Genomic DNA, 25,215 nt, shown 5'->3' with positions numbered 1-25,215 from the left:
GCGACGCCCGCCGCCCGGCGTGTCGCGTTCGCCGTCGCCAGCCGTCCCGACGGCTCGAACCACCGCAGGCCAACCCGTCGCCGAAGCCGGGCCCGCATGCCGGCGGGCCGCGTCAAGTCGCGCCGCCCGCGCTCAGTACACGTCGCGCATGTAGCGCCGCGCCTTCGATAGCCGCGCGACGTAGTCGTTCGCGGCTTCGTCCGACATCCCGCCGTGCTCGGCGACAACCGCCTTCAGCGCGGTATCGACGTCCTTGGCCATCCGCGCGGCGTCGCCGCACACGTAGAAGTGCGCGCCCTCCTCAAGCCACGCGAACAGCTCGGCGCCCTGCGCGCGCATCCGGTCCTGCACGTAGATCTTGTCGGCCTGGTCGCGCGAGAACGCGAGATCGAGCCGTGTGAGGAAGCCACTGTCGTGCATCGCGCCCAACTCGTCGCCGTAATAGAAGTCGGTCTGCGCGTGCTGTTCGCCGAAGAACAGCCAGTTGCGCCCGCGTGCGCCGCGCGCCTGCCGCTCGTGCAGGAAGCCGCGGAACGGCGCCACGCCGGTGCCGGGGCCGACCATCACGATCGGCACGTCGCCGTTCACCGGCGGCCGGAAATGCGCGGACTTCTGCACGAACACGGGCACGCGGCCGTCGTCCGCGCGATCGGCGAGGAACGTCGACGCGACGCCTTTGCGTGCGCGCCGGCCGTTGTGATAACGCACGGCCGACACGGTCAGGTGGATCTCGCCCTCGTGCGCGCTCGGGCTCGACGCGATCGAATAGAGGCGCGGCTGCATGCGCTTGAGCATGCCGACCAGCTCCGTGCCCGACAGCTCGACCGGAAACTCGTGCAGCACGTCCGCGAGCTGCTGCCCCCACAGCCATTGCTTCAGGTCGCCCTTGCGCTCGTCGCCGAGCAGCGACTTCAGCGCGCCGTTCGCGCTGCGTGACGCGATGAACGCGAGCGCGTCCGGATGCGGCCGCGTGATGTCGAAATGACGCGCGAGCGCATCGCCGAGGCGCACGTCGCCGACGCCCGCGATCGACACCGGTGCGTCGGCTTTCAGCGCGGTGACCGACAGCAGCTCGTCGACCAGCTCCGGGCAATTGGTCGGCCATACGCCGAGCGCGTCGCCGGTTTCGTATTCGAGGTTCGCGCCTTCGGTCGACAGCGACACGTAGCGCGTATCTTTCGCGGCGCCCGGACGGTTCAGCCGCAGGTTCGCAACGAGCTTCGACGGCGCCGGATGCGCCTTCGTCGGCAGCAGCCCCGAAGGGCTCATCCCGCCGGACGGCACCGCGTGCAGCGCGGCATCGGCTTCCTTGATCCGCGCGACGACGCGTTCGAGCCACTGGTCGGCATCGTGCTGGAATTCGACGTCGCAATCGACGCGCGCACACAGGCGCGCCGCGCCGAGTTCCGCAAGCCGCGCGTCGAGGCGTCGGCCGTGACCGCAAAACTGGTCGTAGTTGCGGTCGCCGAACGCGAGCACCGCGAAATGCACGCCGTCGAGGCGCGCGGCGCTGCCGGCCTGCAGCGCGTCCCAGAACTCGGTGCCGTTGTCGGGCGCATCGCCGTCGCCGAACGTGCTCGTCATCAGCAGCACGTATTGCGCACCGGCGAGCGATGCGACCGGATAGTCGGACATGCACGCGGTGCGAATCTCGAAGCCCGCGTTCATCAATTGCGTCGCGTAATCCTCGGTCAACGATTCGATGTTGCCGGTCTGCGACGCCCACAGCAGCACGACCTTCGGGCGTGTACGCACGATCCGCACGCCGCCGGACGCGGCGGCATCTGCCGGCAGCGCGGCCGTCGCGGCCGCCGGCGAATGCGCAGGCAGCGAACGGCTGAACAGGCCCGCGAGCATGCCGTCGAGCCAGAACCGCACCGGCGGCGTCAACGGCGCAGCAGCCGGCAGCACGGGCACGCTGCCCTCGCGCCGGCCGGCGCTAGCCTTCAGGCCGCTGACGAGGCCAGCCACATACAGCCGTTCGGTGTCGGTCAACGGCGGCGGCGCGAGATCGGCGACGCCGAGCGCGGCCGCGAAAGTGTCGATGTCTGCCATGTCGGATTCCTGTGAAGCAGTGGCCTGCACCATCGCCGGCGCGGGCCGCGCGTCGGCGGCGCGGGCATCGGGTTGCGCCGTCTCGTCGTCGGCGGACGCGAACGCATCCGTGTCGACGCGTTGCAGCGCGACCGCGCAATATTTCAGTTCGGGTTGCTGCGATTCCGGATCGATCGCGTCGTTCGTCACCGCGTTGATGCACAGGTCGTCGCCGTACACGTCGTTCCAGTGCATCGGCGCGAAGCAGTTGCCGCGCTGCACGCGCTCGGTCACGACGGCCGGCAACACCGCGCGGCCACGCGCCGAACGGATTTCGACGCTGTCCTTCGCGGCGATGCCGAGCGCGCTTGCATCGTCCGGGTGCAGCTCGACGAACGGGCGCGGGTTGAGCTTGTTCAGCATCGCGACCTTGCCCGTCTTCGTCATCGTGTGCCATTGATGCTGCAGTCGCCCGGTGTTCAGCACGATCGGGAACGTGTCGTCGGGCAGCTCGGCCGGATCGACGTGCGGCCGTGCGAAGAAGCGCGCCTTGCCCGACGGCGTCGGGAACGCGATGCGCGGTGCGCCGTTGCCGTCGGCGGCCGCGAGCGGCGTCTGGCTCACGCCGTCGTTCAGGTAGCGGATCGGGTGCCGCTCGCGCGCGGTGCCCGGCGCAACCGGCCATTGCACCGGGCCGTCGCGCAGCGCCGCGTGGCTCGCGCCGCGCAGGTCGTAGCCGGTCGCCGGATTCGAGAAACGCACGATCTCGTCGAACACGTCGGCCGCCGACGCGTAGTCGAACGCATCGCCGAAGCCCATCGCACGCGCGACCTCCGCGACGATGCGCCAGTCGGGCAGCGCGTCGCCCGGCGGCGCAACTGCGGCGCGCATCAGCGTCATGTTGCGCTCGGAGTTGACCATCACGCCGTCGCCTTCGGCCCACAGCGCACCGGGAAGCAGGATGTCCGCGTAGCGGTTGGTCTCGGTATCGAGAAATGCGTCCTGCGCGATCACGAGTTCCGCGGCCTGCAGTCCGGCGATCACGTTCTGCCGGTTCGGCACCGTGGCAACCGGGTTCGTGCAAATAATCCAGCACGCCTTGATGTCACCGGCCGCCATCCGTTCGAACAGGTCGACCGTGCCCTTTCCGACTTCCTTGCGCAACGTACCGGCCGGCACGCACCACAGGTTCTCGACGAAACGGCGATCGTCGTCGGAAGCCACCGAGCGCTGGCCCGGCAAACCCGGGCCCATGTAGCCCATCTCGCGCCCGCCCATCGCGTTCGGCTGGCCGGTCAGCGAAAACGGCCCGCTGCCGGCGCGGCAAATCCTGCCCGTCGCGAGATGCAGGTTGCAGATCGCGTTGGTGTTCCACACACCGTGCGTGCTCTGGTTGAGCCCCATCGTCCAGCAGCTCATCCACTCCTGCGCGTCGCCAATCCATTGCGCGGCCGTGCGGAGATCGGCTTCCGCGAGCCCCGTGATCGCCGCGACGCGCTCGGGCGTGTAGTCGGCGAGGAATGCCGGCATCGCGTCCCAGCCTTCCGTGTATGCGTCGATGAACGCGGCATCGGTGCGACCGTTCGCATGCAGCAGGTGCAGCAGCCCGTTGGTCAGCGCGAGATCGGTGCCCGGCCGGATCTGCAGGAACAGGTCGGCCTTGTCGGCGGTGCCGGTGCGCCGCGGATCGACGACGATCAGCTTCGCGCCGGCCTTTACGCGATCCATCATCCGCAGGAACAGGATCGGATGGCAGTCGGCCATGTTCGCGCCGATCACGAAGAACAGGTTCGCGCGATCGAAGTCCTGGTACGACCCGGGCGGGCCGTCCGCGCCGAGCGACTGCTTGTAGCCGGTGCTCGCGCTCGCCATGCAGAGACGCGAGTTCGACTCGATGTTGTTGGTGCCGACGAAGCCCTTCGCGAGCTTGTTGACGAGGTATTGCGCCTCGATCGACATCTGCCCCGACACGTAGAACGACAACGCGTCCGGCCCGTGCGTATCGAGCACCGCGCGCAGGCGACGCGCGGTTTCGGCGATCGCGTCGCGCGCCGGCAGCGGCACGAGGTCGTCCTCGCGCGCGCGGCGCACGAACGCACGGTCGAGCCGCCCCGAGCGGCGCAGCGCGACGTGCGCCGACGAACCCTTCGTGCACAGCCGCCCGAAGTTGGTCGGATGGTCGGAGTCGCCGGACACCTTGACGACTTCGCCATCCTCGACGTGCAGCACCATGCCGCAGCCGACGCCGCAGTACGGGCACACGCTCTTGACGGGGGTGGCGGTCATGCGCGCTCCGGGACGGTCAGGCCGCGATCCACACGAAGCCGTCCTCGACCCGCGACGGATACGCGCTCACCGACTGCTCGGGCGCTTCCAGGCATTCGCCGGTGCGCAGGTCGAAGTGCTGCTTGTACAGCGGCGACGCGACGACGACGCGCTCGCCGAGGCTGCCGATCAGCCCGCGCGACATCACGGCCGCCTGCGATACCGGATCGACGTTGTCGATCGCGAACACGCCGCCTTCTTCGGCATGCGCGACGTGAAACACCGCGACCTGCTCGCCGTTGACGAGCGCGCACACGCCGGTGTTCGGCACGATGTCGTCGAGCGGGCACACGCGGGTCCAGGACAGCGGAAGACGATCGTTCATGATGGGCTCCTTCGCAAAAAAATGCGGGTATCGGTCAGGGTCAAACGGTTGCGGGTTCGGTCACGGCTTGCGCCGCGCTTTCGGCGACGACGGGAATCGACACGGGCTTACCACCCGCGCGCTCGCCGGGCGTCGCGGGGCGGATCTGGCCGCGCGTCTCGACGAATTCGATGGTCGTATCCGGCGCGTCGCTGTTCACGAAGTGGCGGAAGCGCTTGCGCGTGTCGGGATCGGTCACGGCCTTCTTCCATTCGCATTCGTAGGTGTCGACCACGTGCTGCATGTCGGCTTCGAGCTCGGCGCCGATCCCGAGCCGGTCGTGCACGACGACGTCGATCAGGTAGTCGAGGCCGCCTTCGAGGTTGTCGCGCCACACGCTCGTGCGCTGCAGCCGGTCGGCCGTACGCACGTAGAACATCAGGAAACGATCGATGTAGCGCATCAGCGTCGCGCGGTCGAGATCGGACGCGAGCAGTTCGGCGTGGCGCGGCTTCATCCCGCCGTTGCCACACACGTACAGGTTCCAGCCTTTTTCGGTCGCGATGATCCCGACGTCCTTGCCCTGCGCTTCCGCGCACTCGCGCGTGCAGCCGGACACGCCGAACTTGATCTTGTGCGGCGCGCGCAGCCCCTTGTAGCGATTCTCGAAGTCGATCGCGAGGCCGACCGAATCGTCGACGCCGTAGCGGCACCACGTCGAACCGACGCACGACTTCACGGTGCGCAGCGCCTTGCCGTAGGCGTGACCCGATTCGAAGCCGGCCGCGATCAGTTCTTCCCAGATCGACGGCAGCTGCTCGACGCGCGCGCCGAACAGGTCGACACGCTGGCCGCCCGTGATCTTCGTGTAGAGCCCGTACTTCTGCGCGACCTGGCCGACCGCGATCAGCCCTTCCGGCGTGACTTCGCCGCCTGGCATGCGCGGCACGACCGAGTACGTGCCGTCGCGCTGGATGTTCGCGAGGTAGTAGTCGTTCGAATCCTGCAGGCTCGCGTGTTCCTTCTTCAGCACGAACTCGTTGAAGCACGACGCGAGGATGCCCGCCACCGCCGGCTTGCACACGTCGCAGCCGAGCCCGTGGCCGTGCTTCGCGAGCAGTTCGTCGAAGGTCGTGATGCGCTCGACGCGAATCAGGTGGAACAGCTCCTGGCGCGAATGCGGGAAGTGTTCGCACAGGTGGTTGTTGACCGCGAGACCCTGCTTCTTCATCTCGGCCTTCATGATCTGCGTGACGAGCGGCACGCAGCCGCCGCACGACGTGCCGGCGCCCGTGCACGTCTTCAGCGCGCCGAGACTCGTCGCGCCGTCGGCGACGGCCGTGCAGATCTGCGATTTCGACACGTTGTTGCACGAGCAGATCTGGGCGCCGTCAGGCAGCGCGTCGACGCCGAGCGCCGGTTTCGCGACGCCGTCCGACGACGGCAGGATCAGGAATTCGGGCGACTCGGGCAGCTCGATGCGGTTCAGCATCATCTGCAGCAGCGTGCCGTATTCGGCCGCGTCGCCGACCATCACCGCGCCGTGCAGGAACTTGCCGCAGTCGGACACCACGAGCTTCTTGTAGACCTGGCGGCGCTCGTCCGCGTACTGGTAGGTGCGGCTGCCGGCCGTCGTGCCGTGCGCGTCGCCGATGCTCGCGACGTCGACGCCCATCAGCTTCAGCTTCGTGCTCATGTCGGCGCCCGCGAATGCAGCCGCGCCCGTGCCATCAGCGCTGCCTGCAAGCTGCTTCGCCACCACGCGCGCCATGTCGTAGCCGGGCGCGACGAGGCCGTACACCATGCCGTTCCACGCTGCGCATTCGCCGATCGCGTAGATATCGGCATCGCTCGTGCGGCATGCGTCGTCGATCGCGACGCCACCGCGCGCGCCGGTGTCGAGCCCGCATGCACGCGCCAGCTCGTCGCGGGCGCGGATGCCGGCCGAGAACACGATCATGTCGGCGTCCAGATGCGTACCGTCGGCGAACGCCATCCGGTGCGCGCCTTCCTCGCCATCGACGATTTCCAGCGTGTTCTTGCCCGTATGCACGGTCACGCCGAGCGCCTCGATCTTCGCGCGCAGCATCCGCCCGCCGCCGTCGTCGACCTGCACGGCCATCAGCCGCGGTGCGAATTCGACGACGTGCGTGTCGAGCCCCATGTCGCGCAGCGCCTTCGCGCATTCAAGGCCCAGCAGCCCGCCGCCGATCACGACGCCGCGCTTCGCGTGCGCGCCGCACGCCTGCATCGCTTCGAGGTCCTCGATCGTCCGGTACACGAAGCAGCCTGCACGATCGCGCCCCGGCACCGGCGGCACGAACGGGCGCGAGCCCGTGGCGAGCACCAGCTTGTCGTACGCAAGCGTTTCGCCCGATGCGAGCTTGACCGTATGCGCGGCGCGGTCGATCGACGCGACCTGCGCGTTCAGGCGCAGATCGAACTGCGGATGACGCTCGAAGAAGCCCGGTTCGACGAGCGACAGGTCGTCCGCAGACTTGCCCGCGAAGAACTCGGACAGGTGCACGCGATCGTAGGCCGGGCGCGGCTCCTCGCCGAGCACGGTGACCTGCAGCGCACCCGCCGTGCCGGCTTCCGCCGCGACGCATTCGAGGAGCTTGTGGCCGACCATGCCGTGGCCGATGACGATGAGTTTCATGGTGACGGTTCCTTCGGTCGATCAGTTCGCGGCCGTGGCGGCGGCCAGCGCGCGGTCGCGCAGTTCGGCTTCGCGTGCCTTGTGCTCTTCGCTGAAGCGCACGGCCATCGCGCACAGCGCGGTTGCGGTGACGGCGAGGCCGAGCAGGCTCAGCGTCTGCTGCACGTCGCCCACGCCCTTCAACAGGAAGGCCGCGGCGACAGCTCCGACGTTGCCGCCCGCACCGACGATCCCCGCGACACCGCCGAGCGCCTTGCGGTCGATGAACGGCACCAGCGCGTAGGTCGCGCCGCACGCCATGTGCGTGAACAGGCCGAAGGTCAGCATCGCGACGAGCGCGATGCCGATGCTTTGCGCGTGCGAAAACCAGATCAGCCCGAGCCCTTCGCCGACGATCAGCGCGCACAGCAGCGCCGCGCGCACGTCGAGGCTGCGGCGCGCGGCGATCTTGTCGGACAGCCAGCCGCCGAGCGCACGGGCGAACAGCGCGAGCAGCCCGAACAGGCCGACCGCGAAACCGGCATCCTTCAGCGACAGGCTGAAGTGATCGACGTAGTACAGCGCGGCGATGTTGTGGATGAACACTTCGACGCCGAAGCACGCGCCGTACGTGACGAACAGCATCCACACGCGATAGTTGGCGCATGCGGCGAAGAAGCTCGCCCAGCCGCCCTTCTTGCCGCTGTCGGCCGTCACGCCTTCCTTGCGCAGCGCGAGGATGTCGCCTTGCGGGCAGTCCTGCGTGAAACGCCAGTACGCCCAGGCCATCGCGAGCATCGCGACGCCCGGCACGACCAGCGCGATGCGCCACGACGAGTCCTCGCCGAAGCCGAGCATCAGGCCGGCGGCGACGAGCAGCGGCATCAGCGCCTGCGTCGCGCCGGCCCCTGCGTTGCCCCAGCCGGCCGTCGTCGCGTTTGCGGTGCCGACGACGTTCGGCGCGAACATCACCGACGTGTGGTACTGCGTGATCACGAAGCCCGCGCCGATCGCGCCGATGCCGAGCCGGCAGATCAGGAACGACAGGTAGTCGTGCGTGAACGACACGGCGAACACGGGAATCGCGCCGAGCAGCAGCAGGCCGACATACACGCGGCGCGGGCCGAAGCGGTCGCACAGCGGGCCGACGAGCAGCCGCACGGCAATCGTCGCGGCCACCGCGGCGATGTTGATGTTGGCGACCTGGGCCGCCGTCAGGTGAAATTCACGCGCGATGAGCGGCATCAGCGGCGCGCACGCAAACCACGCGAAGAAGCACACGAAGAACGCCATCCACGTCATGTGGAATGCGCGCATCGGCGCGGTGCGGAAACTGAAGAGATCGATACGGGTAGCTTTGTCGGTCATGTCATCCGCCAAACGAAAAACGGCGTCCTGCGCACCCGGTCTCGTCGAGACCCGATGCGTAGGACGCCGTTGCCCATGAAGCCCGTTGCCGGGCGCGTCTAGTAATCGGTACTGCGGACGAATCGCCATTGATCCGCCCGAGTCAGCTTACGCAAACGCCGTGCCATGTCGCCGCCGATCGGGCCTTCGGCCCCGTCGCACAAGGCTCGCCGGCCGGTGTGCCGCGCACGACGACACCTGCCGCGCGATGCGCGATGAGGCAGCAAGGCACAGATGTGGTGCGCTGCAGCACTGTCGCCGTGCGACATCGCGGTGCGCACTGGCAGGGCACGATGCACGCCGATGCGGCGTTGCGGCTGCCCGCGCGCGGCGGCCGCCTGCACGTGGGCGCCCGTCGGTGCGCCCGTCACACGGTGCATCGCGCGCTGCGCGTGCCGGGCCGTGCGCCGGTTGGCCCGGATATTGCTCGATCTCGTGCATCACACCGGCAACGGCGCCGGTGGGCAGTCCCCGCAAACCTTGCCCGCCCTTCACGGCGGGCCCGTCAGGACAACGGCGTCCCTCCGTGCGCGGCACGGCCGGATGCCGGTGCGTTTCGACCGCCCGCCGCCGCCGCGCAGACCACCCGTTATCGACGCCGCACACACGCATGCGGCAATGGAACACGACATGACGACTGGCAAAGTCACGCTGCTGGGCGCCGGCCCCGGCGACCCCGATCTCCTCACGCTGAGGGCTGTGAAGGCACTGGCCGCCGCCGACGTGCTGCTGCTCGACGATCTCGTCGCGCCCGGCATCGTCGAACTCGCGCCGCAGGCGCGTGTGATCCGTGTCGGCAAGCGCGGCGGCTGCCGCTCCACGCCGCAGGCATTCATCGAAAAACTGATGCGCCGCTACGCGCTGCGCGGCGCGCACGTGGTGCGCGTGAAAGGCGGCGATGCGCTGCTGTTCGGCCGCGCGGGCGAGGAACTCGCGACGCTGCGCGCCGCCGCGATTCCGGTCGAGATCGTCAACGGCATCTCGTCGGGATTCGCGGCCGCCGCGAGCCTCGGCATCTCGCTCACGCACCGCGAGCACTGCCAGGGCGTCACGTTCGTCACCGCCCACCGCCAGGATCATGGCGAACCCGACTGGGCGCGGCTCGCGGCGACCGGCACCACGCTCGCGATCTACATGGGCATGAGCCGCGTCGACAGCATCGCGGCCGGCCTGCTCGCCGCGCTGCCTTCATCGACGCCGGCAGCCGCCGTGCAATGGGCCGGCACGCCAGACGAACGCCGCTGGACCGGCACGCTCGGCACGCTCGCGCACGGTATCGAGGCCGCGCGGCTCGGCAGCCCGGCCGTGATCCTCGTCGGCGGGGCGATCGGCGAAGCCGCCGTGCAGGATGTGGCGGGCGCGAGCGCAGCGCTGGCCGCGACCGAAACGGCTTTGTCCCGGGCCGCATAGCATGCGCGACACCACGCGGCACCGGCCGCCCACCTATCATGAAGACAGCGGCACCGTGCGCATCGGCCGCCGGGTCGCCGCGGACAGCACCCGCACCACGCACGCACGGGGCCGCCGCCCCCGATCCGCACATCGCGCCACGGTTTCGCCGCCGCCGTTCGCATCATGAGTACGCCTGCTTCTCCCACCCGTCTGCGCGTGCTGCTCGTCACCGACACCGACAAGCCGATCGGCGAGCTCGGCGACGCACTCGCACGCCTCGGCTACGAGATGCTGAACGACGTCGCGACACCCGCGCGCCTGCCGGCAGCCGTCGAGGAGCAGCGTCCCGACGTCGTGATCATCGATACCGACTCGCCGTCGCGCGACACGCTCGAACAGCTCGCAGTGATGCACGTGACCGCGCCGCGCCCCGTGCTGATGTTCAGTCACGACGCCGACCAGGAACTGATCCGTGCGGCGGTCGGCGCGGGCGTCAGCGCGTATCTCGTCGAAGGCCTGTCGGCCGAGCGTCTCGCCCCGATTCTCGAAGTCGCGCTCGCGCGCTTCTCGCACGACGATGCGTTGCGCCGCCGGCTGGCCGACGTCGAGCGCGAACTCGCGGAACGCAAGCTGATCGACCGCGCGAAACGCGCGCTGATGGACCAGCGCAAGCTGTCCGAGCACGATGCCTATGCGGCGCTGCGCAAGCGCGCGATGGACCAGGGCCTGCGCATCGTCGACGTCGCGCGGCAATTGCTCGACGCATCACCCCAGTCATGACTGCCATGGATACTTCCCCTCCCGCCGCGCCGGAACGCGCGCATCTTCGCCTCGGCTTCGTCGCGCTGAGCGATGCGGCCCCGCTGATCGTCGCGCAGCGCCTGAACCTCGGCGCGCGGCACGGCCTCACGCTCGAACCGAGCCGCCAGCCGTCCTGGGCTGCCGTGCGCGACAAGCTGCTGAGCGGCGAGCTCGACGCCGCGCATGCGCTGTACGGCCTCGTCAGCGGGCTGCAGCTCGGCATCGGCGGCCCGCAGGCCGACATGGCCGCGCTGATGGTGCTGAACCGCAACGGCCAGGCGATCACGTTGTCGCGCGGCCTGGCCGACGCCTATCGCGAAAGCGGCAGCGTGCGCGACGTGTTCGCGACGCTCGGCCGCAAGCCGCTGCTCGCACAGACGTTCCCGACCGGCACGCACGCAATGTGGCTGAACCACTGGCTCGCGTCGCACGGCGTCGATCCGCTGCGCGACGTGCGCAGCGTCGTGATCCCGCCGCCCGAGATGGTCGCCGCGCTCGCCAGCGGCGAACTCGACGGCTTCTGTTCCGGCGAGCCGTGGCACGCGGTGGCCGACGCGTGCGGCGCGGGCCGGACCGTCGCGGTCACGAGCGAGATCTGGCCCGATCATCCGGAGAAGGTGCTGGCCGCCCGGCGCGACTTCGTCGCGCTGTATCCTGCCACCGCGCGCGCACTGATCCGTACGCTCGTCGATGCGTGCGCGTGGCTCGACAGCGCCGCGCACCGCCGCGAGGCGGCCGACTGGCTCGCGTCGCCCGACGCGCTCGGCGTGCCGGCCCGGCTGATCGCGCCGCGCCTGCTCGGCGACTACGGCGCGGGGCCGTTCGCCGCACCGCCGCTGCCGATCCGCTTCCACGACGGCGGCGCCGTAAACCGGCCCGATCCACACGAAGGGCGCTGGTTCCTGTCCCAATACCGGCGCTGGGGGATGCTCGACGGCCCGCACGACGATGCGGCCATCGCCGCGGCAATCGCGCAGACCGCGTTGTATGATGCTGCGGTCGCCGAAGGCGGCGCATCGGGCCCGTCGCACGCGTAATGCGTGCCGCATGAAGCCGCGGGCGCGCGCTCCAGGGCCGCGCCACGCCGATCCGGGCCCACCCGGCGGCATCCGCGCGCACCGCCCGGGCGACACTGCATGACCACTCCGTCCCCGATCCGAATCGATGCCGAAACGAACGCGCGCGCCGCTCGACGTGCTGCTCACCGAAATCCGTGCGTGCCGCGCCTGCGAAGCCGACCTGCCGCTCGGCCCGCGCCCCGTCGTGCGCGCCCATCGTGATGCACGCATCCTGATCGTCGGGCAAGCGCCCGGCGCACGCGTCCATGCGAGCGGCATCCCGTGGGACGACGCGAGCGGCAAGCGGCTGCGCGGCTGGCTCGATGTCGACGCCGACACCTTCTACGACGAAACGCGCTTCGCGATCGTGCCGATGGGGTTCTGCTACCCGGGCCGCGGCGCGAGCGGCGACAACCCGCCGCGCCCCGAATGCGCGCCCCTGTGGATCGACCGGCTGCTGGCCGAACTGCCGTCGATCCGCCTGACGCTGCTGATCGGCCAGTACGCGCAGCGGCATTTCCTGCGCGACACGCGCAAGGCGACGCTTACCGACACCGTGCACGCGTGGCGCGACTACGGCCCGGGCGTGCTGCCGCTGCCGCACCCGTCGCCGCGCAATCAGGCGTGGTTCAAGCACCATCCGTGGTTCGACGCCGACGTCGTGCCCGAACTCCGCCGCCGGGTGGCCCCGCTGCTCGACCGATGAACGCAATCACCGGCGGCATCGCGATGCTTCGTGTCCCGCCCGATGTTTCCGCATCACCTTCATGAATACCACCTCGACCGACCTCGACATCGACTTTGCCTGCACCGGATGCGGCGCATGCTGCCGCGACCTGCGCATTCCTCTAACGCTCGACGAAGCGATCGCGTGGCTGCAGCGCGGCGGCCACGTGGAATTGCTGTGCGACGCCATGCCGTGGCCCGTCGAACCCGAGCCTGGCGACGCGTTCGCTGCGTACAAGCGCGCGCGTTCGACACCCGCGATGAGCGGTTCGCTGCCCGTGCGCATCACGGCCGTGCTCACCGCGTCCCATGCCGGCCCGTGCCCGAACCTGCGCGACGACCTGCGCTGCGGGATCTACGACGAGCGCCCGCTCGTGTGCCGGATCTATCCGGCCGAAATCAATCCGTTCGTGCCGCTGATGCCCGGCGGCAAGCAATGCCCGCCCGACGCCTGGCAGCACGCACCGCTCATCCGTGGCGGCATGCTCGTCGACGCGGCGACGCGCGAGAACATCGCACGCTCGCGCACCGCGAGCGAGGCCGAGACGCCGTTGCGCGCGCGGCTGTGCGCGGCGCTGGGCATCGACACGGCGGCCGTCGCCAATGAAGGATTCGTGGTCCATGCGCCGCCCGCCGCCACCTTGCTCGCCGCATTGACGGACCTGCGCGCCCCGTCACCCGCGGCCGGCGGCGATGCGACCGAATGGAAGCTGGTGTCGAACCGCGCGCCCACGGTAGAAACGCTCGTGTCGGTCGGGGCATCGAGCGCGCTTGCCGGCGCCGGCGCGGGCCCGCACGCACGCTATCTCGGCTTCCATCCGGACGCCTGATCGCCACGCCGCCACGCCGCGGCGTGCCCGCACGTTCCGGCCGCGCCCGGTTCGCTGTACCATCGCGGCTCAACCGCGTCACCAACAGCAGAATCCTTCATGCCCTCCACCGCCCCGCCGCGCCTGTACGGGATGCCCGAACGCAGCGACCGGCTCGACTTCTACATCCGCGACCAGGCGTCGCGCCAGGCGATCACCGAGCCGCACCGGCACGCGTATTTCCAGATCCAGTTCAACCTCGGCGGCGACACCGAGCAGCGGATCGGCGGTGTCACGCGGCCGTTTCCGCGCGGCGCGCTCGCGTTCGTGCTGCCGCACCGCGAACACCTGATCCCGCATCCGGAAGGCGCGCATTTCATCGTGATCAACTTCAGCCAGGCGTTCCTGCGCGCCGATCTCGACGTCGATCCACTCGATCTCGAGGACGTCCCCGCGCACCGCTTCCCCGAGCTGACACCGTTCCGCTTCCAGGAACATCTCGACTTCATCCTGACCGGCGACACGTACGAGGAAGCACGCCGCCTCGCGCTGTGCATGCTCGACACCGATCGCGTGCGTACCTTCGGCTCGACCACGTTGCTGCGCGGCTACCTGCTGCAGCTGATCGGGCTCGTCTGCACGCAGTACGCGGGCGCGCTCGACAAGCTCGCGCAGCGCGGCGCCCAGCGTGCGGGCCGGCGCGATGCGCTCGCGCGCGTGCTGCGGCACGTCCGCGCGAACCTGACCCGCGAGGACCTGACGCTCGCCGCGACCGCCGAGGCCGCGTTCCTGTCGCCGAACTACCTTGCACACCTGGTCCGCAAGGAAACCGGCAGCACGTTTACCGATCTCGTGACCGAGCGCCGGATCGCGCTCGCGCAATCGCTGCTGGCCCACACGAGCCGCCGCATCGCGGACATCGCGCGCTCGGTCGGCTTCCGCGACGAAGGGTATTTCGCGCGGCGCTTCCGTGCGCGCGTCGGCGTGTCGCCGAAGGCGTACCGCGACGCGAACGCCGCGCTGCCGGACAGCGACGACGCACCGCCGGCCGCCGACGCGTAGTTTTGTCCCGGTAAAACGCAGTTGCGTCGCATCCGGCCGTACACGCGTCGGGTATCGTTGCACGCATGCCGGCCCGTGCGCCGCACGGGCGCCGGCATCCGTCTTCCCACCGAACGAGGCCATCCGATGTCCGCTTATGTCATCGACGCTGCCGAGCGTCCTTCCGTCGAAGTCGAACAGTCGTCCGCGCGCTTTCCCGTGCGCCGCGTATTCTGCGTCGGCCGCAACTACGCCGACCACGCCCGCGAAATGGGCGCCGATCCCGACCGCGAACCGCCGTTCTTCTTCACGAAGCCGGCCGACGCGATCGTTCCGGCCAGCGGCACCGTCGCCTACCCGCCGCTGACGAACGATCTCCATCATGAAATCGAGCTGGTGGTCGCCATCGGCAAGGACGGCCGGTCGATCGACCCGGCCGACGCGCTGTCGCACGTATGGGGCTATGGCGTCGGCGTCGACCTCACGCGCCGCGACCTGCAGGCCGAAGCGAAGAAACTGAGCCGTCCGTGGGACTGGGCGAAGGGTTTCGACGCGTCGGGCCCCGTGACCGCACTGCGCGCGGCGTCGGCCACCGGGCACCCGGCAACGGGCCGCATCTGGCTCGCGGTGAACGGCGACACGCGCCAGCAAGGCGACCTGGCCGACATGATCTGGGCCGTGCCCGACGTCATCGCATACGTGTCGCGCTCGGTCGAGCTGAAGGCCGGCGACCTGATCTTCACCGGCACGCCGGCCGGCGTCGGCGCGCTGCAGCCGGGCGACCGCGTGACGGGCGGCGTCGACGGCGTCTCGACATTCGAATTCGTGGTGGGCGCGAAGCCGTAATGCAGCACGCACGGCGGCCGCCCGCCCAGGCCGCCGTGCGGTATCCCGATGCCGGTCAGCCGAAACGGCGCAGGAATGCGTCGGCGACGGCCGGTGGATTCAGTGTTTTCGCCGATGCGTTTTCCAGCGCCCTGGCTGCATCGTCGTCGCTGATCGACACGAACAGCGTGATGGCCGCCCGTTCGTCGCCCGCGCCGAACAGGCCCTCGCGGTCGAGCAGCCGCAATGCCTCGATCATGTCGGCCTGCAGTTGCCGCGAGAATTCCGCGAATCGCGACGGGACGAACTGCGGACTCAGCACTTCGTCCGCCAGCCTGCCGCAGATCGCGTTGAACGGCGAAGCCTCCGCCGCCTCGTACGCCCATTCGGCAGAACCCCATGTGTACCACGGCGCCGGATCGTCGTCCGCGATCGCCCGTTGCGCGCGGATACGGCGCAGCCCTTCGATCGAATTGGCGGCCGGCACCACCGTCATTGCGCCGCTGTCCGTATAGAGCGCGAACGCGTAGAAATGCTCGTCCGGGTGCAACGCCCGCAGTGCCTTGAAGGTTGCCCTCGCGGCATCGGCGATGTCCCGCTGGAAATCTGAAAAATCGCTCATCGCATCCTCGTCCAGTCCCCCGTCGCGCGCGTCGGGGAAGACGGCTCGCGGCGGGCGCGTCGTCTCCCGGTATGCAACGGATTGTCCGCCAATCGGCCGTACCACGGTACCGGGCCGCACCCGCGGTCATCGCGCGGCATCCCGCGCATCGAACACCCGTACGCAGACGGCGGCCGCCAGCGCGATCGATGCCGACATCAGCATCATCGCGAGCGGTGCATAACCCGCGTTGCCGGCGGTCAGCACTGCGCCCGTCAGCGACGACAGCGCGGCGCCACCGGCGATCGTCATCGCACCGGTCAGCCCCGACGCGCTGCCCGCCAGCTCCGGGCGCACCGACACCGCACCGGCATGCGCGCCGGGATTGGTCAGCCCGTTGCCGACGCCGACCAGCACGCACGGCCCGAACCATGCGAGCGCATGCGTCGCGCCGCCGAACACCAGCCCGAGCGCGATCAATGGCCCCGCACATGCGACGATGCGCCCGTACAGAATCGTCGTGGCCAATGCGTGGCGGCCCGCGATACGCGCGGCCAGAAAGCTGCCGCCGACGAAACCGGCCGTGATCGTCCCCATGTAAAAACCGATCTCCGCCGGCGCAATGCCGAACAGCGTTTTCGCGGCGAGCGGCGCGCCGGCGAGGAACGCGTAGAACGAGCCCGTCGAAAACGCCATGCAAAGCGCATAGGCCCAGAAACGACGCGCGCGGAGCAGCGCCGGATACGCGCGAAGCTGCTGCCGGAAGCTCGACGACCGGTTCGTATGGGTTTCGACGAGATCGGATGCGCACCAGCAGAACAGTGCGATGCCGACCGCACCGAGCAGCCAGAAGCTCGCCCGCCAGCCGACCGTCTGGTCGATTGCGCCGCCGAGCGTCGGGCCGAGCATCGGCGCGAACGCGGCGGCCATCGCCGCATAGCCGATTCGGCTCGCCACGCGCGCGCCCCCACCGGTATCGCGGATCGTCGCCATCGACACCGGATAGACCGACGTGATCGCCGCCTGCATCAGCCGGCACGCGAGAAACACGCGGATATCGGTCGCCATCGCGCAGCCAAGCGAACCGAGCGCGAACACGCCGACGCTCGTCAGCACGATCGGCCGCCGCCCGAACCGGTCCGACAGCGGCCCCATCACGAACTCGAGCGACGCGGCCACCGCCGCGTAACCGCCGAGCGACAGCGCGACGAGCGCGTAGTCGGCGTGCAGGTCGCGTGCGATCGCCGGCAACGACGGCAGGAACAGGCTCAGCGGCAGCACCGAGAGCGCACACAGCAGGATCAGCGTCGCGTGTCGCGGCGACGTCGCGGCGGAATCGATCGGCAGGTTCGATTGCAAGCGGATACCTCCGCGCACCAACCGAACGGCCGTGCGCAATACAAAAAAAAGCCCCCGAACAAGTCGGGGGCGCATGGGTGCCGGCGCGGTGCCGCTACCGGACCCTGCGCCTGTGGACTACTACGATGAAGCAAGCCGTTTTCACGCCGAATGGCTCCTGAATGCCGGGCTGACTGCCCGCGATATCGACCGATGTTAGGCGGGCGACACCCGCCGCGTCAACGCCCTAACGCGCGCGCACCGACACGAACTTCCGCGCATTGTTGCGCTGGATCAGCACGGCGATCACGTTGCCGCCGCTCGCTTCGAGCGAAGGCACGTCGTCCGGCGTCTCGAGCAGCGTGTCGTTGAGCTCCAGGACGACATCGCCCGGCTGGATGCCCGCGGTCGCGGCCGGGCCGTGCACCGCGTCCACCATCATTCCGACCGCGAGCCCCGTCGAACGACGCTCGTCGTCGCTCAGCGCGTGCATCGTCAGTCCGAGGCGGTCGCCGCGGTCGCCCGCCCCCGGGCCCGGGCCCGGCCCCGGACCCGGCCCCGGTCGCGCGGCAAGCTTCGGCGCGGCCGTCCCGGCGGCAGAGCCTGCGTTCCCGACCGCTTCGTCGGCGCCCGTGATCGTCAGCATCACCGGCGCGCGGTTGCGGATCACGCGCAGCGGCGCCTTCTCGCCGGGCGGCAGCGCGGCGGCCAGGTCGTTCAGTTCTGCCGAGTGGCCGATCGCCTTGTCGCCGAGTTTCACGATCACGTCGCCGGGCTTCAGGCCGGCCGCGGCGGCCGGCGAGCCCGGCGCGACGCCGTTGACGAGCGCGCCCGCCGGCCGCGGCAGCCCGAATGCCGCGGCCAGCCCGACGCCGACGTCCTGCACGTCGACGCCGAACGCGTTGCCGGACGGCGCACCGGACGCTGGCGCCTGAGCCTGTTGCGCCTGCATCTGTGCCTGCTGTTGCGCCTGCAACTGCGCGCGCACCTTTGCCGCGAATGCGATCGGAATCGCGAACGTCATGCTCGCGTAGCGATCGTTGCCCGTGTAGACCTGCACCGCGATGCCGATCACGTCGCCCGCGCGATTGAACACGGGGCCGCCCGAGTTGTCGGGATTCGGCGCGATGTCCGTTTCGAAGAAAGGGAATGCGCTGCCGTCCGGCAACCGGTGCGACGTCGCACTAACGATGCCGGCCGTGACCGTGTTACCCGATCCGTCCGGCGCGCCGATCGTCATCACCGGTTCGCCAGCGCGGACCTTCGACGAATCGCCGACACGCACAAACGGCAGTTTCGTCGCGTTGATGCGCAGCACGGCGACGTCGCTTTGCGGATCGACGGCCAGCACGGTCGCCTTGAATTCGCGGCGGTCGGTCAGCCGCACGGTCACGTCGGTCGCTTCGTCGACCACATGGGCCGACGTTAGAATCAGGCCGTCGGCGCTGATGATGAAGCCCGAGCCGCTACCCGATACCGCGCGCGGCGCCGTGTCGGGCGCCGGCACCTGCGGTGCCGGTGGCGCCTGTGGCCCCGGCGCAGGCCCCTGCGCTGGCGGTGGCGCGTCGTGCCGGAAGAATGCGGCGAGCGGATCGTCGGGATCGAGGATCGCGAAGGACGGGCCGCCCGTTTGCGGGTCGGGCGCGGTGGCCATGATGGTCACGACCGCCGGACCGTAGCGGTCGACGATCGCCGGAAAATCGACCGGCATCGCATTAGGCACGGCGGGCGCCCTCTGCTTCAGGGTGCGTGGCGTGGCGGGCGGCGCGACGGTGGCGGCAATGGCATCCGGCGGCGGCAACAAAGCGGCAAACACGCCCCCGATCAACGCGGTGCGAAGCACGGCGCGAGCAAGCGTCTGGCGAACCACGGTGCACCTCCCCCGGCAGTCGCGGCGACGACCTGCGCGAGACGCGCAGGCGCCCGACAAGCACCGGTACACGCATCCATTTATAGTCCAAGCGGCCTGTTCGAACATACGAATCGAAACCCGTATGCCGGGGGGTACGGGAGCGGCAGAGCCGCGATGGCGTTCGTTCCGAACAAGGTGCGTCTTTCGTCAATCCGCACATCCACCACGCATCGACGCGAGCGCGAGCTGAGAATCGTTGCCGGTAGTGGCGAATGCGAACGTTGCGGTCTGCTATGGATTGTCCGCCTGTCACGCCTCACGGACAGACGGCACGCAGACCGCGGCCTGTTCGTTATCGGCCTTCGCCCGTCGACAAGCCTGCCCCGGACCCGGTCAGTGGCACGACAACACCACCACGCCGCCCACCCCTTGCGTGTTCGGCAATGCGGCCGAGTAACCGACAGCCACCAGCGGCTGTGTCGCGTCGTGTCCGACGACGATCGACTGAATCGTGGCGGGCCCAGTAGTCTTCAACACACCGTTCAACGGCACTTGCGTGTACGTCAGCCCATATTGCGCACTCGCGAGCTTGATCGTCAGGTTCAGCGTGGCGAGCACGCGCGTACTGGGATCCAGCGTGGCCGAACCCGAAACGAGCGTACCGGACGTGCTGCCGTCGTTGCTCGCCACCGTGTCGGCGATCACCTGCGTACACGCGAGCGGGCCGCCCGTCGAGGGCAACGACAGCGGCGTACCGACCGCGTAGTGAACGCCTTGCGTATCGGTATAGGTATTGCCGTCGGTATCCATCGCGCGAATCCAGCGACCGATCGCAACGTCGGTGCCGACACCCTGGATGTCGGTGACGGTTCCATGGTCGAGCCCAAGGCAGTCGGTCGCCGCCGCAGACGATGCAAGCGTCGTAAACGCACCGCTTCCCTGCTGAACCAGGCTCGTCGCAGGCACGTTGGCCGCCGTGAAGTTGCGATTCTTCGCATATTCGCTCGGCAAATTCGGCACCACGAGCACCGCCAGTTGATCGTTGTTCGCCGCGACCGGCGACGCAGAACCCGAGTAGCTGAAGCTGCCGTTCGGTCTGCATGCCGTTTGTATGGAGGGCTGGGTAGAAGTACCCGGCGTCGGGGTCGTCGGCGTTGTGGTCGGCGTTGTTCCCGCCGTATTGTTATTCGACGCGTTGCTACCCGTATTGGCAGCGCCTCCGTCGTCGCCACCACCGCACCCTGTCAGCATCAATACCGTACTCGTCAGACTCGCCAACCAGACTTGCTTGCCCCGCATGTTTCACCTCATTTTCTCGTTGTAAAAATAATGGCGTGCTCTCAGTTCACGCTGTCGTGATTCGTCGCACCCGCCGGCCCGATTCGCAGCGCATCGATCGACTTGACCAGCAACCACGCACCAACGCCGCCCGACACCAGCGCACCGAACCACCACGCCGTGGGCCAGATATCCAGAAGACTCTCTCTGGAAAACACGAATGGCGATTTCAGTGCGACGATCACCACGGCTGTGTTGTAGCACGCATGAATCAAAATGCCGGGCAGCAGCGAACGTGTGGCCGCGTACAGTTTTCCAATCAACAAGCCGAGTCCGAACGCAAGAACGAACTGATGGACATTCAAATGTGCAAGCCCGAATACGGCGGCCGAATGCGCGATCGCCGTTCCAGCCGGATACTGTCGCAAAAAACTGCGAAGCATCACGCCGCGAAACAGCATCTCCTCAAGCAGCGGCGCAATTACGCAAGTCAACACGATCAGTCCGAGCCCGCCATTCACATAAACCTCGCGGGCCTCATCCCGGCTCCCGCTCAACGGAAAAAACTGCCCGACTCCGACTTCAAGCACGCTCATCACCACCAGCAATCCCGGTGTGATCAGCAAGACGGGAACAATAAATTGCCCGATTGTCGTTCGCCAGGAATCGGTACTGTCGTGCAGCAGATTCCGGTAGGTCGATTTGCCGTGATAAAGCAGCACGGTGAATACGAGCCCGTTCGCGAGAACGCGCCCAATACTGGCGATCGCCATCATTTGGAGCCCGGCGCTTCGGCCGATCGACCAGATGATCGAGTTCATCAGATACTCGACCATGTTCAGCACGACGACGATGAAGAACGCTTCCAGCAGGTTCGGGAAGCAATATCGATTCGAATCGGAGTTCATGGGACGCTATGTGGTTCCGCAAACGGTATATGCAATGAACACGGACCAGTACGTAAAACCGCACACGACGCGTGGAGAAGTAACCGTTTGTTACAGCGAATTCATCGTCGCTTATCCCATTGGCACTTGCAAGCACCGTTGACCATTCTTGACGATCGAAACAGCAGTGCTGATACGCTCAAGGAGCGAAACCAGGAATCGACGGTGATCAACCTGATTTTCAAGATATTTAATATTTAAATTATTGATGCAATATTTCGCTGCCCATTCAGGGCGCCGGCAAGCCGTCATTGCGCTCACTCGACGTTCGGACCACGGGACCGGATGTCTACCCGCCCGTCGCTTTTCCGGCTACGACCACCAGAGCTGCATTTCACCGGCTTGCGTCCGTGACTTGACACACGGGTAACGCGACGCAAATTCCTTGCTGATCGTCACCGGCACCATCCCGTAAACACCGTGCTGCCGGTTGCTTGAATGATGGAGCCATACCATCCGCGTCACCTGCGGCCCACCCGCTCCGCAATCGACGACAACATCCGCAACATAGGCTCGAACGCATCGGCCGACGTATTGCCGAAACCGAGCACGAGCCCGTTGCCCGCTCCTGCCGCATCGATCGAAAATCCCGACAGCGCAAACGGTCCGATGCCGTGCGCGCGCGCCGCTTCGACGATCGCACGATCGCGATAGCGCGCCGGCATCCGCAACGCGAGATGCAGCCCGCACGGCCCGCCCTCGACCTGATGCGGCACGCCCAGGCTGCTGTCGAGCGCGGCGAGCAGCAAACGCCGCCGGTCGCGATACAGCCGGCGCATCCGCCCGAGATGCCGGCCATACTCGCCCGTCTCGATGAAATCGGCCAGCGCGAGCTGCACGTGACGCGTCCCGCCGCGCAGCATCTCCGGCAGCACCGGCCGCACGGCGGCCAGCAGCGCCTCGGGCAGCACGAGAAAACCGATCCGCAACGCCGGAAACATCGTCTTGCTGAACGAACCGAGATAGACGACCGGCGAATCGGGCGCAAGCCCGTGCATCGCGCCGATCGGCTCGCCGGTGTGACGGAACTCGCTGTCGTAGTCGTCCTCGATGATCCACGCACGATGCCGGCGCGCCGCGTCGATCAGCGCAAGCCGGCGCGAAATCGACAGCACGGCGCCGGTCGGGAACTGGTTCGACGGCGTCGTGTATACGAGGCGCGGCGTCCGATCACGCCAGTCGTCCTCTTCCGCGCGCAGCCCCTCCGCATCGACCGGCATCGGCACGACGTCGAGATCGGCCGCCTGCATCGCCGTACGCGCGCCGCGATAGCCGGGCTCCTCGACCCACACCGTATCGCCCGGGTTCGTCAGCAGTTGCGCGCACAGTGCAATGGCGCCCTGCGCGCCTTCCGTGATGATGATCTGTTCGGGATCGCAGCGTACGCCGCGCGTCACGGCCAGGTGGCGCGCGATCGATTCGCGCAGCGCTCGCTCGCCGAGCGGATCGCCGTACGCCAGCAGATCGCGGCCGGCGCGGCGCAGCGCACGGTCGATCGCGTGTCGCCATGCGTCCACCGGGAAATGCGACAGCGCGGGCACACCCGGCCGGAAGCCCTCCGACTCGCCGGTGCCGACGAGGCTCGGGCGAATCCGGCCGAGCCGCTGCGCGACGGCCGGCGGCGCCGCTCGCCGGCGCGGCGGCGCCGGCCGCGACAGCCCGACCACACGCGTACCGCGACGGTCGGACTGCAGGAAGCCTTCGGCGACGAGCTGCTCGTAGACGGCGGCCGTCGTGTTGCGCGACACGCCGAGCGTCTCGGCCAGCGCGCGCGTGCCGGGCAGCCGCGTGCCGGCCGGCATCGCACCGCCGAGAATCGCATCGCGCACGCGGCGCAGCAACTGGCGCTGCAGCGAAGGCGCGCCCGGCGTGCGCGCCAGCGGCGCGTCGAGCGGCAGCAACGGCGCGTCGCCGCAAGGAAAGGCAGTCGTCATCGGAACGTCGCAGCGTGAAAGTGTCGGAGCGTGGCATCCAGGTGATGGCACCCAAGATGGCACCCGATCGTGGCACCATAAATTTACCGATCCCTGGCGCTTCTCATGGTACCTCGCCAGGACTACGATCGTCTGCATGCCGGCATGTCGCCGGCCGCCAACCGAAGCGAGATCGACCTTGTCCACGCTCACCAACGCCTTCCAGCAATCCATCGGTCACCCCGTTCCCGACTGGTCCGCGCGCCCGCGCCCGGAGCGCATCGCGCTCGAAGGCCGCTACTGCCGGCTCGAACCGCTCGACGCCGAGCGCCATGCGGCCGACCTGTTCGCGGCCTACTCGCAAGCACCCGACGGCAGCGACTGGACCTATCTCGCGCACGGCCCGTACGCCGACGAGTCGAGCTACCGCGACTACGCCCGCACCGCGCAGGCGAGCCCTGACCCGCTGCACTACACGGTGATCGACCGCGCCACCGGTCGCGCGGTCGGCACGCTCGCGCTGATGCGCATCGATCCGGCCAACGGCGTGATCGAAGTCGGCTCCGTCACGTTCTCGCCGCTGCTCAAGCGCACGCCGGTCTCGACCGAAGCGCAGTTCCTGCTGATGAAGTACGCGTTCGACACGCTCGGCTACCGGCGCTACGAATGGAAGTGCGACGACCTCAACGAACCGTCGCGCAAGGCGGCCGCACGGCTGGGTTTCCGTTACGAAGGTACGTTCCGGCAGGCGATCATCTACCGCGGCCGCAATCGCGACACCGCGTGGTTCTCGATCATCGACGGCGAATGGCCGGACGTCCGCGCCGCGTTCGAAGCGTGGCTCGCATCGGAGAACTTCGACGCCGAGGGCAACCAGCGCCAATCGCTCACCGCGATCCGCCACGCGCAGGCCGGCGCGCGCGATGCGGCGGCCCGCGCGAACGACGCCACGCGCGTCACCGTGCGCCCGCTCGTCGCCGCCGACGAAGCCGCATGGCGCCCGCTGTGGCAGGGCTATCAGAAGTTCTACGACACCTCACTGAGCGACGCGGTGTTCGCGACGACGTGGGCGCGCCTGATGGATCCGGCCGAACCGATGTTCGTGCTGGGCGCATTCGACGCGTCGGGCGCGCTGGTCGGGATCGTGCACTCGATCTACCACCGCTCGTGCTGGACCGACGGGCCGTACTGCTACCTGCAGGACCTGTACACGGCGCCCAACGCTCGCGGGCAAGGCGCGGGCGGCGCGCTGATCGAAGCCGTGTACGAACGCGCACGCGAAGCCGGCGCGAGCCGCGTGTACTGGCTCACGCACGAGACCAACACGACCGCACGCGCGCTGTACGACAAGCTTGCGAACAATGCGGGGTTCATCCAGTACCGGCACGATCTGAAGAAGTAAGCCGATCCGCGGCCGGCCGGCGTTCCGTTCAGTCGAGCACGTCGGCCGGATCGTGCGCGTCGTCGTGCTCCGGCGCCACGTCCCGCATCGCGTCGGCCGCACCCGGCACCGCCGCCGGGCAGATCATCTCGTCGCCATTGGCCGGCACGGGCCGCCGCACCGGCCGGAACACCGGCTCGCCCGGCTCGATCGGCTGCCCCGACAGCGCACAGCGGCCCGGCTGCAGCGCGACGCGCAAGCGCCAGCGTTGCTCGCCGTAATGGCACCGGCCGCTCTCGACCCATCGAATCAGCAGCCCGTCGTCTCCGGCCTCCAGCACCGTGACGAACAGTTGCGGACGCAACGGCGAAACCGCCGCCGCCGCGTGCTCCGGAACCGGCGCACGGCCGATCGTCACGAGCGGATGCGCGACAACGCCATTGCGCGACGGCTGCTCTTCGTGCTCGCCATAGGCAGGCGCATCGCACGACACGTCTTCTTCGCAGATCGGGCTTTCCATGGTGTTGAGCATGCTTGACGAATTT

Annotated in this window: 19 protein-coding genes; 8 read left to right on the top strand and 11 right to left on the bottom strand. The window is 68.7% G+C overall.

All coding sequences use genetic code 11. The features are described 5' to 3' along the window. Positions 1–132 precede the first annotated feature (132 nt). The 4 genes from KEC55_RS18550 to KEC55_RS18535 are packed head-to-tail and all read right to left on the bottom strand — an operon-like array spanning position 133 to position 8,669. On the bottom strand, positions 133–4,320 hold the full coding sequence (locus tag KEC55_RS18550; RefSeq protein ID WP_282509417.1) for a bifunctional nitrate reductase/sulfite reductase flavoprotein subunit alpha: 4,188 nt from the start codon (positions 4,318–4,320) through the stop codon (positions 133–135). 16 nt (positions 4,321–4,336) lie between these two features. Continuing rightward, positions 4,337–4,684: a nitrite reductase small subunit NirD gene (nirD, locus tag KEC55_RS18545; protein ID WP_011354949.1), complete on the bottom strand. Its 348-nt coding sequence runs from the start codon at positions 4,682–4,684 to the stop codon at positions 4,337–4,339. A 40-nt stretch (positions 4,685–4,724) separates the two neighbouring features. After that, positions 4,725–7,322, bottom strand: a complete 2,598-nt coding sequence (gene nirB / locus KEC55_RS18540; RefSeq protein ID WP_282509414.1) for a nitrite reductase large subunit NirB — start codon at positions 7,320–7,322, stop codon at positions 4,725–4,727. Positions 7,323–7,343: 21 nt separating this feature from the next. Continuing rightward, positions 7,344–8,669, bottom strand: coding sequence for an MFS transporter (locus KEC55_RS18535; protein WP_282509412.1), 1,326 nt, complete (start codon positions 8,667–8,669; stop codon positions 7,344–7,346). 669 nt (positions 8,670–9,338) lie between these two features. Between KEC55_RS18535 and cobA the strand changes: the two genes are divergently transcribed. The 7 genes from cobA (at position 9,339) to KEC55_RS18500 (ending at position 15,381) form a co-directional block, all read left to right on the top strand. Further along, a complete protein-coding gene (gene cobA / locus KEC55_RS18530) occupies positions 9,339–10,118 on the top strand; it encodes a uroporphyrinogen-III C-methyltransferase (protein ID WP_282509410.1) in 780 nt (259 codons plus the stop codon). A gap of 165 nt (positions 10,119–10,283) precedes the next feature. Next, complete coding sequence (locus tag KEC55_RS18525; protein ID WP_282509408.1) at positions 10,284–10,880, top strand: ANTAR domain-containing response regulator; 597 nt, start codon at positions 10,284–10,286, stop codon at positions 10,878–10,880. A gap of 5 nt (positions 10,881–10,885) precedes the next feature. Continuing rightward, positions 10,886–11,938, top strand: a complete 1,053-nt coding sequence (locus KEC55_RS18520) for a CmpA/NrtA family ABC transporter substrate-binding protein (RefSeq protein ID WP_282509406.1) — start codon at positions 10,886–10,888, stop codon at positions 11,936–11,938. A 127-nt stretch (positions 11,939–12,065) separates the two neighbouring features. Next, complete coding sequence (locus tag KEC55_RS18515) at positions 12,066–12,665, top strand: uracil-DNA glycosylase family protein (RefSeq protein ID WP_282509404.1); 600 nt, start codon at positions 12,066–12,068, stop codon at positions 12,663–12,665. Positions 12,666–12,726: 61 nt separating this feature from the next. Further along, positions 12,727–13,515 carry a YkgJ family cysteine cluster protein gene (locus KEC55_RS18510; protein WP_282509402.1) on the top strand — a complete coding sequence of 263 codons (789 nt, stop codon included), beginning with the start codon at positions 12,727–12,729 and terminating at the stop codon, positions 13,513–13,515. Between the two features lie 99 nt (positions 13,516–13,614). Further along, a complete protein-coding gene (locus tag KEC55_RS18505) occupies positions 13,615–14,556 on the top strand; it encodes a helix-turn-helix transcriptional regulator (protein WP_282509400.1) in 942 nt (313 codons plus the stop codon). Positions 14,557–14,682: 126 nt separating this feature from the next. Beyond that, positions 14,683–15,381 (top strand): fumarylacetoacetate hydrolase family protein, encoded by a 699-nt coding sequence (locus tag KEC55_RS18500; RefSeq protein ID WP_282509398.1) that lies wholly within the window; start codon positions 14,683–14,685, stop codon positions 15,379–15,381. Positions 15,382–15,436: 55 nt separating this feature from the next. Here KEC55_RS18500 and KEC55_RS18495 read toward each other — a convergent pair whose 3' ends face one another. The 6 genes from KEC55_RS18495 to KEC55_RS18470 form a co-directional block, all read right to left on the bottom strand. After that, positions 15,437–15,982: a DUF4303 domain-containing protein gene (locus KEC55_RS18495; protein ID WP_282509396.1), complete on the bottom strand. Its 546-nt coding sequence runs from the start codon at positions 15,980–15,982 to the stop codon at positions 15,437–15,439. Positions 15,983–16,108: 126 nt separating this feature from the next. Then, entirely contained in the window at positions 16,109–17,320 is a 1,212-nt protein-coding gene (locus tag KEC55_RS18490; RefSeq protein WP_282509394.1) for an MFS transporter, read from the bottom strand. Positions 17,321–17,546: 226 nt separating this feature from the next. Beyond that, positions 17,547–19,169 (bottom strand): trypsin-like peptidase domain-containing protein, encoded by a 1,623-nt coding sequence (locus KEC55_RS18485; RefSeq protein WP_282509392.1) that lies wholly within the window; start codon positions 19,167–19,169, stop codon positions 17,547–17,549. Positions 19,170–19,544: 375 nt separating this feature from the next. After that, complete coding sequence (locus KEC55_RS18480) at positions 19,545–20,402, bottom strand: hypothetical protein (protein WP_348995926.1); 858 nt, start codon at positions 20,400–20,402, stop codon at positions 19,545–19,547. A gap of 89 nt (positions 20,403–20,491) precedes the next feature. Further along, on the bottom strand, positions 20,492–21,337 hold the full coding sequence (locus tag KEC55_RS18475) for a CPBP family intramembrane glutamic endopeptidase (RefSeq protein WP_282509388.1): 846 nt from the start codon (positions 21,335–21,337) through the stop codon (positions 20,492–20,494). 500 nt (positions 21,338–21,837) lie between these two features. Further along, positions 21,838–23,310, bottom strand: a complete 1,473-nt coding sequence (locus tag KEC55_RS18470) for a PLP-dependent aminotransferase family protein (RefSeq protein ID WP_282509386.1) — start codon at positions 23,308–23,310, stop codon at positions 21,838–21,840. Positions 23,311–23,446: 136 nt separating this feature from the next. Between KEC55_RS18470 and KEC55_RS18465 the strand changes: the two genes are divergently transcribed. Further along, on the top strand, positions 23,447–24,691 hold the full coding sequence (locus tag KEC55_RS18465; RefSeq protein ID WP_432626309.1) for a GNAT family N-acetyltransferase: 1,245 nt from the start codon (positions 23,447–23,449) through the stop codon (positions 24,689–24,691). A gap of 28 nt (positions 24,692–24,719) precedes the next feature. On the opposite strand, the gene KEC55_RS18460 is transcribed toward KEC55_RS18465, so the two are convergent. Then, a complete protein-coding gene (locus KEC55_RS18460) occupies positions 24,720–25,202 on the bottom strand; it encodes a DUF3331 domain-containing protein (protein ID WP_282509383.1) in 483 nt (160 codons plus the stop codon). Between the last annotated feature and the right edge of the window lie 13 nt (positions 25,203–25,215).

The sequence above is a fragment of the Burkholderia cepacia genome, assembly GCF_029962485.1.
In the GTDB taxonomy this organism is placed as follows: Bacteria; Pseudomonadota; Gammaproteobacteria; order Burkholderiales; family Burkholderiaceae; genus Burkholderia.
The sequence above is the reverse complement of the archived record's forward strand: the minus strand, read 5'-3'. Positions and strand labels throughout refer to the sequence as shown.

Bases quoted from the DNA above. Each gene is read 5' to 3' on its own strand.
- KEC55_RS18535 (WP_282509412.1), bottom strand. From the start codon at position 8,669: ATGACCGACAAAGCTACCCGTATCGATCTCTTCAGTTTCCGCACCGCG.
- KEC55_RS18475 (WP_282509388.1), bottom strand. From the start codon at position 21,337: ATGAACTCCGATTCGAATCGATATTGCTTCCCGAACCTGCTGGAAGCG.
- KEC55_RS18510 (WP_282509402.1), top strand. From the start codon at position 12,727: ATGAATACCACCTCGACCGACCTCGACATCGACTTTGCCTGCACCGGA.
- cobA (WP_282509410.1), top strand. From the start codon at position 9,339: ATGACGACTGGCAAAGTCACGCTGCTGGGCGCCGGCCCCGGCGACCCC.
- KEC55_RS18505 (WP_282509400.1), top strand. From the start codon at position 13,615: ATGCCCTCCACCGCCCCGCCGCGCCTGTACGGGATGCCCGAACGCAGC.
- KEC55_RS18460 (WP_282509383.1), bottom strand. From the start codon at position 25,202: ATGCTCAACACCATGGAAAGCCCGATCTGCGAAGAAGACGTGTCGTGC.
- KEC55_RS18465 (WP_432626309.1), top strand. From the start codon at position 23,447: ATGCCGGCATGTCGCCGGCCGCCAACCGAAGCGAGATCGACCTTGTCC.
- KEC55_RS18550 (WP_282509417.1), bottom strand. From the start codon at position 4,320: ATGACCGCCACCCCCGTCAAGAGCGTGTGCCCGTACTGCGGCGTCGGC.
- KEC55_RS18470 (WP_282509386.1), bottom strand. From the start codon at position 23,310: ATGACGACTGCCTTTCCTTGCGGCGACGCGCCGTTGCTGCCGCTCGAC.
- nirB (WP_282509414.1), bottom strand. From the start codon at position 7,322: ATGAAACTCATCGTCATCGGCCACGGCATGGTCGGCCACAAGCTCCTC.
- KEC55_RS18515 (WP_282509404.1), top strand. From the start codon at position 12,066: ATGCCGAAACGAACGCGCGCGCCGCTCGACGTGCTGCTCACCGAAATC.
- KEC55_RS18495 (WP_282509396.1), bottom strand. From the start codon at position 15,982: ATGAGCGATTTTTCAGATTTCCAGCGGGACATCGCCGATGCCGCGAGG.
- nirD (WP_011354949.1), bottom strand. From the start codon at position 4,684: ATGAACGATCGTCTTCCGCTGTCCTGGACCCGCGTGTGCCCGCTCGAC.
- KEC55_RS18480 (WP_348995926.1), bottom strand. From the start codon at position 20,402: ATGCTGACAGGGTGCGGTGGTGGCGACGACGGAGGCGCTGCCAATACG.
- KEC55_RS18500 (WP_282509398.1), top strand. From the start codon at position 14,683: ATGTCCGCTTATGTCATCGACGCTGCCGAGCGTCCTTCCGTCGAAGTC.
- KEC55_RS18525 (WP_282509408.1), top strand. From the start codon at position 10,284: ATGAGTACGCCTGCTTCTCCCACCCGTCTGCGCGTGCTGCTCGTCACC.
- KEC55_RS18520 (WP_282509406.1), top strand. From the start codon at position 10,886: ATGGATACTTCCCCTCCCGCCGCGCCGGAACGCGCGCATCTTCGCCTC.